Consider the following 13,765-nt stretch of genomic DNA (forward strand, 5'->3'; position numbering starts at 1 on the left):
AATCCTTCCTGTCTATTGCTCAAACAACAGCTTCTGAAGAGTAGGCTCCACATGAAAGGCTTGTGCACATGCTTCCCACTCTGCCTGCTGTTGTGTATCATTCTTCTTATTTTCGTTTTTTACTGCACGAATAAGTAAGTTTTTCGGCGTGTGCTCCATATCAATAAATTCTAAAATCTGTGTTTCATATCCCTTACTCTGGAGCATCTGCGCCCGAAGCCCATCTGTCAGCAAAGCAGCAAAGCGTTCTTTTAAAATTCCATATTCTAACATTGGCTGCAAAGTTTCATTGGATATCGTTCTATTTAATTCATGTTGACAGCACGGCACAGAAAGAATAACAGAAGCTCCCCATTTTACAGCCTTTGCCAATGCATAATCAGTAGCTGTGTCACAGGCATGAAGAGTCACTACCATATCTACCTTGTCTGCTCCTTCATAAGAAGCAATATCTCCCTGAAGGAAACGAAGCTTCGTATATCCATATTTTTCTGCCAGCTGACTGCATGTCTTAATTACATCTGCTTTTAAATCCAGCCCTGTAACACAAATATCATACCCTTTTAATTCTTTTAAGTAATAATACATTGCAAAAGTAAGATAAGATTTTCCACATCCAAAATCAATAATCTGAACTTCTCTGTCTTTCGGAAGTCTGGGCAGAACGTCTTCAATAAACTCCAAAAATCGATTTAACTGTTTAAATTTGTCATAACGGGCATTTTTCACCTTACCGTCCTGGCTCATGACACCTAAATCCACAAGCCAGGGAACAGGTATACCCTCTTTTAAAAGGTAATTCTTAGTTCTGTTATGAGAAAGCATAGGAGTATAATCTTCTTTGGTCATTCCCTTATTTTCTTTTACCTTAATAGTTACTTTTCCTTTTTTGCTCACCAGCACAGATGCAGAAGCTTCTCTTGCTTCCAACTGAAGTTGTTTGAAGTTTTCCTCCATCTGCCGGATTACATATACAATAACACGTTCTTTATCAAAGTTTTCGTGAAGTTCCTTTGCCCCTTCTGTTCTGGTCACCTGATATACCAGCTCACCTCTTAATAAGAGAGGGCGTACCTGAATTTTTGATATTCCATCTTTCTTTCTAGCATTACTGATCACAACTTTTTTCAGCCGCTCATTTATATATTTATCTAAAAGTTCTCTTAACTTATCCATGTTTTTCACCTATATGATGTATTTCCTCTGTCCTGCACAAATGTTCGCAGGCTATTACTATTGTAAAAGCTTTACAGAAAATCCGCAACCCCAAAACAAATAGTTTTAAAAATTTACTTCCATCGTTTTCTTCTGCATCTCCTTTGATACAACTCCTGGCAAAACAAAGTCCGAATAAATTCCCCTAATAAGTTCTCAGAAGTCCCCTGTGCCTGCATCTCCATCTGGCTTTCAATTTTACGGCAGACTCTTTCCAAATTCCATTTATCCGGATATTCATCATACAAGAAGCTTCCCTCATAATCCAGCCTGTCACAGGCATCTTCTACCAATGCCTGTATCATTCCGGCTGTTTCAGGATAATATGTCTTCATAAGATTGCGTTCTTCCTCTATAGGACCTTCCTGTCTATAGAACTTTCCTTTTTTTGCTGTTTTGTAGAAAGATTTTCTCTCTTCCATGAATAATCTCCAAATATTTCTTCCTATTAATATATGAAGGGGAAAATATATTGTTAGTGTAAAATATATATAAATGTCCCTATTTTTTATGCTCAGTCTGCGTTCCCTTTGAGCCTGTAGTCTCAACGGGTACTCGACAAATTCGCTAAAAAAATAAGGACATTTTATTTATATTCCACAGCAATTTATTTTTAATGTAGTTTCGTAGTGAAACGCTTTTATTCTTTTAACAAGTTCTATTTAGAGTGGGTTTGTAGGGAAGTAAATCTTACGTCTTCTACGAAAATGGATTGTTCTTCCAGGTTCTGAAGATAGGTCAGTATATTGTCTTTTTTCCCTGATACGCAGTAGTTTTTGCTTTCCAATGTTTTTAGTTTCTGTGCGTCCTGATATGTTTTTTCTAAAACACCGACTTCGTCTGTCCATGCTTTTCTTCCGTCACATAACCCTAAGTCTGTCCAAAGTTCAGAATTATCCAAGAGATTTTTTAAATTTGATAGATATACTTTTTTTAATTCTTCTTCTGATAAAAGCTCTCTCTCGTCTTCTTTTTCCATACATACGGTACGGTTGCTTAACTGTAAACCACCCTGAAATTCTGCATTTGGCTGATATACCTGTATCCAGTCTATCTGAACAGGCAGATTTTGAAGCTCACTTAAAGTCTTTGCCTTGCTGTCGCTGACAACTAAGTATATCATAGCTGACTCCGGCAATTCTTCTATCTGCTCCACAATTTCCTCTTTATTACTATATGGCTGCTCAAACCGCCCGAAAATATGGGTAAAATATAATTGATTAGGCTCTATCATGTCTGTATATTTTCCACATTTTACATGAAAACCTGCGTTTGGAGTTCCCAACTGTACCTCCGACTTTCCATCTGTTACCTGTACCTGAACTTCATAATTGGCAAAGCCTTTTGGCGTAACCTCCATATCCATGATTTCTGTATAAGGTTTGGAAAGCTCCCAATAGTCCCTCATCACATTTGTATAAATTTTATCCGGCTCTTTGTTTAGCTTATAGGGATTGAAATATAAACAATTCATGACCGGACTGATAATGGCAAAAATCAAAAGCAAGAAAATAAGCGTTGCCGAAACCGTAGTGATTATGATTTTGCAAATTCTCCTATTGATACTCTGGTTAATCTTCTTTTCTAAATCATCTTTAAGCGGAAGCTCCTCCACAAGAGCATTTAATTCTTCATCTAATTTTTTCTCGTTCCAGTCTTTCATCTACATCCCCTCCTTCATACTGCTGATTAATTTTTTCTTTGCCCGACAACGTATCTGCCTTACATTCTCTTTTGTCAGCCCGTGAGCTTTGGCAATCGCCTCATCGCTTAATTGAAAATAAATGCTTTCCATTAAAATTTCTTTCATTTGCACCGGTAAAGCTGCAATCGCCAAAAACAAAGCTTTTCGCTCCTCCTGCTCAATCATGCCTGCTAATAAGTCTTCACCCGAACTTAAATACTCACAAAGCAGTTCTCCATTATCTAAAAGTTCCTTCTTACGTTTACGACAAAGATTGTAAAATTCATTTCTTAATACCTTTACCAGCCAGCCTTTTAAACTCCCTGTGTTTTCGTATGACAGAAATGCTTTCACAAAGGTTTCCTGAAGCAAATCTTCTGCATCTGTCCGGTTCTTGGTAAGAGACAGAGCATATAAATATACAGATTTGTGGTATTTTTCATAAATCAGTTGCCATTCATCTTTTTTATACGCTCCCTCCCTTCCTTCTATTATTAAAACATATAACGGGGAGATTTGTGACAGTTTTTATGGAAATTTCTGTAACAAAAAAAGAGGAAGACATTATTTTTCAAGATGTCTTTTCCTCCATTTCCTAAGTATGCAAAAAATGATTGCAATTTCCTTTTCTCTATTCTATAATGAAGAAAAGGAACAACCGCCCACAAGGGGTTGACCGATTTAAAAGTGTACATAGAAAATGCCACCCTAAACCGTTCAAAGTTTTATGAGGGTGGTATTTCTATGCTTTAGATTATCAGTGACAAATCAAATCCCTTTCTTATAAAGTACAAAAGAGTATGCCATCGGCACAACTGCAATCATAACAATCACCACAAACAACACTCCTGTCATCTTGAAAAATCCATTGATACAAAACAGAATACCGCCGATAATAAACAACCATGAAGCCATACGATGTGTTTTATTCCAGTTTGCTTCGCTGCTTAACGTCCATGGAATTTTAATTCCAACCGTATAATTTTGTTTGATTTTGTGCATATAGTTTCCGATAACGATAAATAAAATTCCCATAAGAAAATTGATTACCATTCCAATATCAACGGAATAGCCAAGAGCCATTGCATAAGTTGACATCATCGTAATTAAGGAAATAATGGGAACAAGCCATAAAATAAAGGTAAACATCTTTTTATTGATGTTTCTCTTTTTTGGGTCATTGGATGTAATAAGGAAGCAAAACCACTGTAATGCCAACATCAAGAGAGGCATTCCAAAAACAGTCATAGGTTTGCTGCTCCATCCGTTTGCCTGATTATCTGTGCCAAAATGTGTTGCAATCTCACTTGGGAGTTTATCCCACAAAACAACTCCTATAATCATAGGAAGTAATATCATAATTGATGTTATTATCATAATTCCTTTATATTCACTTTTCTTCATCATTTTCATCTTCCTTTCTTAGCTGCGCTAACCACGCCATAATTTCTTCTACTACCGAGGTATTCAAATCATAATAAACAAAATTTTTCTCCTTTTCTTCCCATACCAGTCCTGCCTTTTTTAAAACATTTAAGTGATTGGAAATTGTTGCACCGGTTATGTCAAAGTGACTGGCGATTTCTCCTGCGGACATCCTCCCTTTCTTTAACATTTGTAAAATTTCTCTCCTGACAGGATTAGATAATGCTTTAAACGTATCTGCAAAACTCATCTGTTCACCTCCCCTTCTTGTAAGTATTTAGAAAATAATCTAATTAGATATTTTTCTAAATAGTAGCAGATTTTTTTAATTCTGTCAACAAAAATCGTAAACAGAAAAAGAGCCATTATATTCTCCCGAATATAATAGCTCTTCCTATCCTATTCCCTATGCACTTACCTTTCCAAGTCCCATCTCCTGACCAATATTTAAAATATGATCACCAATTCGCTCAAAGTCTGTAAGCATCTCTGCGTAAATAATACAGCCTTCTTCTGAACAAGTTCCTTTCTGCATACGAACTAACTGTTTCTTTCTGTAGTCCTCTGTCATATCATCAATCTTCTGTTCAATATCCTCAATGGCTTTTACATTTTCCATTGTATTATCTTTAATCTGACCTAAGAAATCTAATGCCTTAGCACAGATATCACGCATTTCATCTATCTCTTCTTTAACTTCATCAGAGAAAATAATACCCTGACTTTCAATCAGATTTGTATACTCACAAATATTCATGGCATGATCACCAATTCGTTCTACATTACCACAAACCTTAAACAAAGCACTGATGTACTGAGAGTCGCCCGGATTACTTTCGTTTACCAGAACTTTAGAAATATATTTGGAAATTTCCTTATTCAGATAATCGATATAATCTTCACGCTCTCTTACTTCTTCTAAAAGCTCTTTCTTTCCTTCTTTTACACAGAGGAAACTGCTGTCTACATTCTGTTTTGCCATATCAATCATACGATGTAACTCGTTTTTAATACCTGTCAGAGCAATGGCAGAAAGACCAATCTGTGTATCTCTTTTTGTTTCCATTGGATGAATAAACTCCATGTGCATAACGCCATCCAGCTCTTCCTTTTTCTCCGGAAGAATTTTTACTGCCAATTTTGCAAGGTATGTTCCGAATGGAATTAATAATAAAGTAGTTACAATGTTAAATAATGTATGCATATTTGCAATCTGTGCAGATACGTTTCCCGGTGTAAAGCTTTCTACCAAAGATGTCAGTGGTGTCAGCAGACATACAATCGTGAAAATTGTTGTACCGATAATATTAAATAACAGGTGAATAACTGTTGTACGTTTTGCATTTCTGCTTGTACCGATTGCTGCTAATACAGCAGTAATACAAGTACCGATGTTTTGTCCGAACAATACAAATACTGCATTGGGCAGTCCAATCAATCCGCTGGATGCAAGAGCCTGTAAAATACCTACCGATGCAGATGAAGACTGAATAAGTGCTGTAAAAATCATACCTGCTAAAATTCCCAATACAGGATTAGAGAATTTGGTCATAAGAGAAACAAAAGCTTCAGATTCTCTTAAAGGCATCATTGCGCCGCTCATCATTTCCATACCGATGAACAAAATACCAAGACCTGCTACAATTAAACCATAGTGGTGTACTTGCTGTTTCTTAACAAAGACAATGGCAGCTACACCAAAGAAAGCAAATAACGGTGCTAATGCGCCTATGTCAAGAGCAATGAGCTGTCCTGTTATGGTCGTACCAATGTTCGCACCCATAATAATCCAAACAGCCTGCTTTAACGTCATCATTCCTGAGTTAACAAATCCAACTACCATAACCGTGGTTGCGGATGAAGACTGAATAACTGCAGTAATACCTGCACCTACTAAAACTCCTAAAAAACGATTTGCTGTAAGCTTTTCCAAAATCTGTTTCATACGGTTTCCGGCAGCTGCCTCTAAACCGTTGCTCATCATCTGCATTCCGTAAAGGAATAATGCCAGACCACCCAAAAGGCTGAAAAAATCTGTAATTTTCACTTTGTTCCTCCCATTTTGCTTTAACAAAATTTTTATTCTTTTTTTAAGCTTTCCTTACATTTATACCTTTTATGGGAGAATACTGCAAGACGTTAAGCGAAAATTTTACATTGTTTTACATAGATTTAACATTAAAATAACTATGCACCCATTCCCACAAACACACCAAGTATATAAGGAACCAGCCAAATCAACCATACTACAATGCTGAATTTGTGGAAATTCTCCAGTTTTGTACGCTCCTGACCTTTAAAAACAACAGTTGCCCATACCGCATGAAACAACATAAGAAGAATTGCCAAAGCTCCGGTAATTCCATGAGGACTGAAAAGACTGCCGCCTTTAGCCATGGAAGACATAATGGTTGTTCCTGTCGTGTCAAAAACAAGTCCCATCCAGAAAATAAACAGATGTGGTTTTTTCAAAATGCCACTTTTTCTCTCTGAAAATACACCTATTGTATAAAATACCAGTGCCAGCGTAATTGTGATAATTGCCATTATTAATTTTGTACTCATTTTTCTACCTCCTTAATTGAACATTGTTCATTATAATTTCAATTTATCCTATTGTCAATATCGTTTTTTATTGATTTTTATTGACTTCTTTTTTTAAAAAGCATATAATGAACATTGTTCAAATAAAGAAAATGCAAAATGCAAGGAGTTTTATATATGAATACAAATCAAACATTACATGATAAAATTCTTACTGCCAGCAAAGAAATTGCCGCAGACAAGGGTTTTCACGCTATTAATATCAGAGCTGTGGCTGCTAAAGCAGAAATTTCTGTAGGCTCTGTATACAACTATTTTCCCGATAAATTAACTTTACTACAGGCTACCATTGCTGATATCTGGTGTGATGTTTTTTATCGTACAGGACAATGTACTGCTTTAAACTCTTTTCATGACTGTCTGCTCTGGTTCATCGTATCTATTGACAAATGCAGCTCTCAGTATCCCGACTTCTTTCCTTCTCATGCCGCCTGTTTCAGAAAAGCCGATGACATAGAAGAAAATCGTGAAAAAATGAATGAATACATGGCTCATATTCATAATGGAATGAAACTTATTCTGCAAAAAGATAAAAAAATAAAAGCCGGAGTATTCTCTGAAGCTTTTACCGAAGATGATTTTATTGATTTTGTATTTTCCAATATTATTTCTGGACTAAGCGGAAAGGATAAGTCTTGTTCCTTCCTGCTAAAACTAACCGATAAACTGTTATATGACTAAGGAGGTTCTATGATTTCTAAAAAATATTTATTATTTCTCGCCGGAATTGTGTGGTCTATTGCCGGCTATAACGTGCTTCATATTGGTTTACAGGCTTATATGGGTTACTTATCACCTGTCCTGTTTTTTGGTTCTGCTCTGGTGTTTCTGTTCTTCCAGTTTATGATATTTGGAAAACTGGTAAAAAAACATACAAAACGTATTAAGGGCTATCAGGAAGCCAAAAAATGGTTCTGGAATTTCTTTGATTTAAAATCCTTTCTGATTATGGCATTTATGATAACGGGAGGAATTCTTATTCGCAGCCTGAGCCTGTGTCCGGAATGGTTTATCGCCTTCTTCTACACCGGACTGGGGGCATCCCTGTTTCTTGCAGGGCTTACCTTCTTTTACCAATTCTTTCACTTGCGCACCGAAATTTAAGATGTAATAAAAAAGGAGATGCACATTAGGTAATAATCAGAACTAATTATACAATTTTAACGAATTTGTTGAGCACACTTTGAGATTACAAGCTCAAAGTGAGCGCAAACTGAGTTTAAAATGTATAATTAGTTCCGGATATACGCTTAATATACATCTCCTATTTTCTTATATAATCATAGTAATTACACGGAAAGCAAACAATGCGCATACCACGTACATGATCGGATGAATTTTCTTAATCTGACCTGTACAAACTTTAATACCAAACCATGCCAGCATACCAAACATAATTCCATTTGCAATAGAATATGTAAGAGGCATGATTAAAAATGCCAGATATCCGCCTACGCAGTCTGCGGTATCTCCTTCAAAGTGCATCTTTTTAATAGATGACGCCATGAAAAATCCTACAATAATCAGCGCCGGAGCTGTTGCAAATCCCGGAATTGCAAGGAAAATCGGTGACAGAAACAGAGAAACTAAGAACATAAAGCCTGTTGTCATAGCTGTAAGACCTGTCTTTCCTCCTTCTGCAACGCCTGCACTGGACTCTACAAAGCTTGTAATGGTAGAAGTACCCATCATAGAACCTGCTACTGTACCTACCGCATCTGCCATAAGCACACGTCCTACACGGGGAAGTTTGCCGTCTTTATCCAGAAGATTTGCTTTATCGGCAACGCCGATAACTGTTCCGATTGTATCAAACATATCTACAAATAAGAATGAAAATACAATAATTACAAACTGTGATAAGTTTTCTCCAATCCAGCCAAAGTCAAATTTAAAGAATGTCGGCGCAATGGACTTTGGAATAAAGGAAGATGCTGTAAAAGACGGAATTAAAGAAAGAGCTCCCGCTTCCGGCTCTACTACATACCATCCTATCATTTCTGCGCCAATACCTAAAAGCCAGGTAATGAGAATTCCCCACAAAATATATCCTTTCACCTGGAAATGGTACATGATTGCGGTAATCAATACACCAATTAAACATAACGCTACTCCCGGCTCAGAAAAATCGCCTAATTTTACCAGAGTAGAGTCATCTTTCACAACAATGCCTGAGCCCTGAAGCCCAATAAATGCAATAAATAAACCAATACCTGCTGTAATTCCGTATTTCAGATTTGCCGGAATTGCATTTACAATACTTTCTCTTACTTTAAAGAAAGATAAAAGAATAAAAATAATCCCCTCTACTAAAACTGCCGCAAGCGCAACTTTCCAAGGATCATCCATCCCCTTTAAGTCACCCCCACACACGGTAAACGCAAAATATGCATTTAATCCCATTCCTGCAGAAAGGGCAATAGGATAATTGGCCCAAAAAGCCATAATAAATGTTGCCAGAGCAGATGCCAATGCAGTTGCTGTGAAAACTGCCCCGGAATCCATACCACATGCCGGATTTCCTAACAGACTTGGATTTACGGCCAGAATATACGCCATTGTAAGAAATGTTGTCATACCAGCCATAATCTCTGTTTTCACAGTGGTATTATGCTCTTTGAGTTTAAAAAATTTCTCCATGTTTTTCCTCCTAAAATATGAAATGCTGCAACCTATTCATTCTATTAGGAAAAACAACTTTCGTCAAGCAATCTGAACGATTTGACGAATTATTAGGCTTTTTGTCAAAAAATTCCTTTTATAAAAATTTCTATTCCAATCAAAATTAAAATCAAACCCCCAAAAATCTGAGATTTTCCTGCCATTCTGTTGCCGAATTTTCTCCCAATCAGAACTCCGATTGCACAGATAAGAAAAGTAACTGCTGCAATGACAAATACCGCCAGAAGCATCATGCCCCAATTATATTCTGCAATGGTAAAACCAACAGATAAAGCATCAATAGAGGTAGCAATTCCCTGTACAATAATTTCCGTTGCTCCCACAGTCTTTGCCTGTTGTGTATCTCCCTCTTCATGTCGACCTTCAAAAATCATTTTTCCACCAATATAGGTCAGCAAGATTAAAGCTATCCACGGTATCCACTTTTCAAAAGCCGTAAAATACTGCACAATGGTATGAACACACAGCCATCCAAGAAAAGGCATAACTCCCTGAAACACGGCAAAAACTCCTGCCATCCCATACATCTTGCGTTTTCTCATTGCAGGTTCACTCAGACCATTTGCCATAGAAACCGAAAAAGCGTCCATGGCAAGCCCTACTCCCAACATTATATTATTCAATAAAAACGGTATCATGTTCTTCCTCCTGTTGTAAAAATAGTTTTTGATTTCCTCAGAAAATTTGAGTGCGTTAGCACGAGTTTTGCAGATAAAACATCTATAAGCAGCCAAGAAAAATAAAAAAACTCCAGTACAGCGCCTTTGCTATACTCGAGTCTTCTAAATACTTTACTTATTCAATAAAAAAAGACGCATGTATAGCCTGACAGTTACACATGAGTCTTGCAATTTAAAGCAAGCCAGACCATAAAGTCAGTATGTTGACTTGCTGCGTTTTCTTACGCCTGCTACTCCCTCAAGGAAATCACTTTTCATATTATAAGCTTTTTCCTTAGGAGAAGCAAGGCTTTTTTCATTTTACAAAAAAGTTCTACAATACCGATTTCACCAGCATCTTTGTATACTCGTCTTTTGGATACATAATTACTTCATCCGGCGTTCCCTCTTCTACAATTTTGCCGTCTTTCATAACCAATACACGGTCGCAAAACATCTGCACCAATGCCAGATTATGACAGATAAAAAGATACGCAAGATTTCGTTCCTTTTTCAGCTCCCTTAAAAGCTCTATCATCTGCTGCTGCACAGTCACATCCAAAGCGCTGGTTGCTTCATCGCAAATTACAATTTGAGGTTTTACCGCCAATGCTCTGGCAACAGCAGCTCTCTGGCACTGACCTCCGCTCACTTCATGAGGATATCTCTCATAAAATTCCGAAGAAAGACCGCATTGTTGCAGCAAACATAAAGCTTCCTTCTTCGCCTCTTTTTTTGAAAGCCCTTGATTTCGCAGGCTTTCTCCAATTCCGTCACCTAAGCTTCTTCTGGGATCAAAAGAGGTAACCGGTGATTGAAAAACCATCTGAATATCTTTATAATAAGTACGCAATTTTTTCCCTTTTATCTCTGTAACATCCTGTCCGTCTAAGAAAACACTGCCCTCCGTAGCATCAATAAGACGGGAAATTATCCTTGCCAATGTACTTTTTCCGCTTCCCGACTCTCCTACAATTCCCAAAGTTTCTCCCGGATAAAGCTGAAAACTCACATGGTCTACTGCTGTAAAGTCAGACTTTCCTTCTGTAACAAATGTTTTTGTTAAATTTTTTATTTCTAAAACCGGTTTCATCTATGCCCTCCGCAACTTTGGCACTGCTGCCAGCAATTTTTGTGTATATTCCTTCTCCGGGTTATTTAATATTTTGGCAGCTTCTCCGTATTCAACTATGTGCCCGTCTTTTAGAACCAAAACCGTATCTGCCATTGCCGATACGACTCCGATATCATGCGTTACCAGAATAATTGCCGTTCCAAAAATCTCTCTAAGCTGAAGCATTTCCTGTACGACCTGACGCTGCACTGCCACATCCAATGCACTGGTGGGTTCATCTGCCAAAAGTATCTGCGGCTGCATAAGCATTGCAAGGACAATCCCCACTCTCTGGTTCATTCCGCCGGATAATTCAAAAGAATAGCTATCCCAAATCCGTTCTCCGTCCTTAAAATTCAACTTTTCAAACAATTCCAGCGCCTTTTCCTTCGCCTCTGCCTTACTTATTTTTCTATGTGCACACATACTTTCATATATTTGCTCTCCAATAGTTCGAATAGGGCACAAAGAAGCGCCTGCATCCTGAAAAATCATGCCGATTTTTTCTCCTCTGATTTGTCGCAGCTCTCCCTCCGGTAAATCAGGAATATCTTTTCCCTCAAACCAGATATCGCCCTTTGTCACCATTCCTCCGTTTCCAATAAGTCCCATCGCAGCCTTTAACAGGGTACTTTTTCCACTGCCTGACTCTCCCACAATTCCCAAGATTTCTCCTTCATGGAGGGCAAAGCTGTTATCATGTATGACCGCTTTTCCGTTAAAACAAACTTCCACGGATTGATAGCTTAATATTTCCTTCATAGTGCTTCTCCTTCCGACAGAAACCATTCTATTCTGCCGGTGCTAAATCTACCGTAATTTCATAAAAATCACATGGATGAGCGGTAAGTCCTGTTACATTTGCCTTGCTAATCATGCTCATCTTTAAGTGAGAACAAAATACAAAAGCATTATCATCCAAAATTGTCTGCTGCATCTCTACTGCCAGCTCTCCTCTGCGTTCTGTGTCAACGGTTTTTGCCATTTCTGCCTCTAACTGTTCTAATTTGTCACTGTGGTAATGACCATTGTTTACTTCTGATCTGTCCAGACAATGTGTCGTAAAGAAATATTCCGGATCTCCGGTAGGCGCTGTTACCATAGCGCTGGCATATACGTCCCATGCAGAAGAGTCTGCTCGAATACTGTTATGGTCTGCTGTGCTGTTAATTACAACGTCCATACCAATCTCCTTTAACGTAGCCTGCACGGCTTCTGCCAGCAATGGAAGCTCCTGACGGCTTGGATAAGTAAGCCAACGGATTTTCAAATCTTGTCCGTCTTTTTCACGAATTCCGTCTCCGTCTAAATCCACCCATCCGGCTTCCTCCAGCACCTTCTTTGCCTCCTCGGGATTATAACTTTCTGTTGTAACCGCATCTCCGCCAAAAGAGAAGTTTTCCGGATAAGTTCCCACTGCCGGATAACCGTTTCCGTCTAATAAGGTATTTACAAAGCCTTCTTTATCAATTCCCATAGCAATCGCTTTACGCACTGCTGCATCTTGGATAATCGGACTTTCAAAATTCATGTGAGCAAAAAATGCACGACTTGTGGCACAGCTTGAGAAAGTATATTCATCATTTTCAAACAATGGATAGCTTGCGTAAGGCATACCGTAGGCAGCATCTATTTCACCGGACTGCAATGCCATGGTAAGGGTATCTCCGTCTGAAATAGTACGAACGGTAATCTCATCATATCCCGGTTCTCCGTTCCAATATTCCTCATTCTTTACCAATTTAAGTTCTTCTCCCGATACCAGAGACTCTGCTTTATACGGTCCTGTACCCGCTACAATTCCGTCCGCTGTCACTCCTGCCGCAACGTCTACGATACAACCGTATGGATCGCTGAGATAGTTTAATAATGTTGGTTTTGGCTCTGTTGTCTTAATCGTAACAGTTTGTCCCTCTGCCGTAATCGTATCAATCATTAAATCGCCTTTTGCACGCTCATGTACTTTGACTAAATCCTCCAGACACTCTTTTACAGCCTGACCATCCACAGCTCTTCCGCTGGTAAATTTCACATTATCCTGCAATGTGATTTTCCAAGTCAGTTCATCTACATTCTCATAGCTTTTTGCCAGCCAAGGCTGGATTTCCATGTTGTCTGAATATTTAAAAAGTGTCTCTCCGATACCATATCGAATACAAGCCCATCCGGAATAGGTATTATGTGGGTTCACGTCAGGTTCTTCATTTTCAGGATTAAAGGTGGTATCTCCGAATACAAACGTCTTTTTTCCTGTTTCCGCTGTTTTTTCCGTATCTGCTTTCTTGGTATCTCCGGAAGAACAGCCTGCCAAAAGCCCTGTTCCCATGCACACTGCCAAAAACAATGCGGATATTTTTTTCATTTTTCTCATTTGTTCTTTCT

The 13,765-nt window shown here is 38.2% G+C and carries 15 protein-coding genes; 2 read left to right on the forward strand and 13 right to left on the reverse strand.

Features of this window, described 5'->3' with window-relative positions:
- Positions 1–12: 12 nt before the first annotated feature.
- The 8 genes from BQ7352_RS03200 to BQ7352_RS03235 form a co-directional block, all read right to left on the reverse strand.
- Complete coding sequence (locus tag BQ7352_RS03200; RefSeq protein ID WP_072446932.1) at positions 13–1,176, reverse strand: class I SAM-dependent methyltransferase; 1,164 nt, start codon at positions 1,174–1,176, stop codon at positions 13–15.
- A gap of 113 nt (positions 1,177–1,289) precedes the next feature.
- A complete protein-coding gene (locus BQ7352_RS03205) occupies positions 1,290–1,637 on the reverse strand; it encodes a hypothetical protein (RefSeq protein ID WP_072446933.1) in 348 nt (115 codons plus the stop codon).
- 236 nt (positions 1,638–1,873) lie between these two features.
- On the reverse strand, positions 1,874–2,878 hold the full coding sequence (locus BQ7352_RS03210; RefSeq protein ID WP_072446934.1) for a sigma factor regulator N-terminal domain-containing protein: 1,005 nt from the start codon (positions 2,876–2,878) through the stop codon (positions 1,874–1,876).
- Positions 2,879–3,424 (reverse strand): RNA polymerase sigma factor, encoded by a 546-nt coding sequence (locus BQ7352_RS03215; protein WP_330390383.1) that lies wholly within the window; start codon positions 3,422–3,424, stop codon positions 2,879–2,881.
- Positions 3,425–3,667: 243 nt separating this feature from the next.
- Positions 3,668–4,306 carry an SdpI family protein gene (locus BQ7352_RS03220; protein WP_330390353.1) on the reverse strand — a complete coding sequence of 213 codons (639 nt, stop codon included), beginning with the start codon at positions 4,304–4,306 and terminating at the stop codon, positions 3,668–3,670.
- A complete protein-coding gene (locus BQ7352_RS03225) occupies positions 4,290–4,574 on the reverse strand; it encodes an autorepressor SdpR family transcription factor (RefSeq protein WP_072446936.1) in 285 nt (94 codons plus the stop codon). The genes BQ7352_RS03220 and BQ7352_RS03225 overlap by 17 nt, the downstream gene beginning before the upstream one ends.
- A 156-nt stretch (positions 4,575–4,730) precedes the next feature.
- Positions 4,731–6,371, reverse strand: a complete 1,641-nt coding sequence (locus BQ7352_RS03230) for a Na/Pi cotransporter family protein (protein ID WP_072446937.1) — start codon at positions 6,369–6,371, stop codon at positions 4,731–4,733.
- Positions 6,372–6,511: 140 nt separating this feature from the next.
- Positions 6,512–6,889: an HsmA family protein gene (locus tag BQ7352_RS03235; RefSeq protein WP_072446938.1), complete on the reverse strand. Its 378-nt coding sequence runs from the start codon at positions 6,887–6,889 to the stop codon at positions 6,512–6,514.
- A 156-nt stretch (positions 6,890–7,045) separates the two neighbouring features.
- On the opposite strand from BQ7352_RS03235, the gene BQ7352_RS03240 reads away from it, so the two are divergent.
- Both BQ7352_RS03240 and BQ7352_RS03245 read left to right on the forward strand, forming a co-directional pair.
- Positions 7,046–7,609, forward strand: a complete 564-nt coding sequence (locus BQ7352_RS03240) for a TetR/AcrR family transcriptional regulator (protein ID WP_072446939.1) — start codon at positions 7,046–7,048, stop codon at positions 7,607–7,609.
- A gap of 9 nt (positions 7,610–7,618) precedes the next feature.
- A complete protein-coding gene (locus tag BQ7352_RS03245) occupies positions 7,619–8,032 on the forward strand; it encodes a hypothetical protein (RefSeq protein WP_072446940.1) in 414 nt (137 codons plus the stop codon).
- Between the two features lie 168 nt (positions 8,033–8,200).
- On the opposite strand, the gene BQ7352_RS03250 is transcribed toward BQ7352_RS03245, so the two are convergent.
- The 5 genes from BQ7352_RS03250 to BQ7352_RS03270 all read right to left on the reverse strand — a co-directional run bounded on the left by BQ7352_RS03250 (position 8,201) and on the right by BQ7352_RS03270 (position 13,754).
- A complete protein-coding gene (locus tag BQ7352_RS03250) occupies positions 8,201–9,568 on the reverse strand; it encodes an NCS2 family permease (protein WP_072446941.1) in 1,368 nt (455 codons plus the stop codon).
- 104 nt (positions 9,569–9,672) lie between these two features.
- Entirely contained in the window at positions 9,673–10,248 is a 576-nt protein-coding gene (locus tag BQ7352_RS03255; RefSeq protein WP_072446942.1) for a manganese efflux pump MntP, read from the reverse strand.
- Positions 10,249–10,603: 355 nt separating this feature from the next.
- Positions 10,604–11,362: an ABC transporter ATP-binding protein gene (locus BQ7352_RS03260; protein ID WP_072446943.1), complete on the reverse strand. Its 759-nt coding sequence runs from the start codon at positions 11,360–11,362 to the stop codon at positions 10,604–10,606.
- Entirely contained in the window at positions 11,363–12,145 is a 783-nt protein-coding gene (locus BQ7352_RS03265; protein WP_072446944.1) for an ABC transporter ATP-binding protein, read from the reverse strand.
- 28 nt (positions 12,146–12,173) lie between these two features.
- Positions 12,174–13,754 carry an ABC transporter substrate-binding protein gene (locus BQ7352_RS03270; protein ID WP_072446945.1) on the reverse strand — a complete coding sequence of 527 codons (1,581 nt, stop codon included), beginning with the start codon at positions 13,752–13,754 and terminating at the stop codon, positions 12,174–12,176.
- Between the last annotated feature and the right edge of the window lie 11 nt (positions 13,755–13,765).

This window comes from Blautia sp. Marseille-P3201T (assembly GCF_900120295.1).
Taxonomy (GTDB): Bacteria; Bacillota; Clostridia; order Lachnospirales; family Lachnospiraceae; genus Blautia.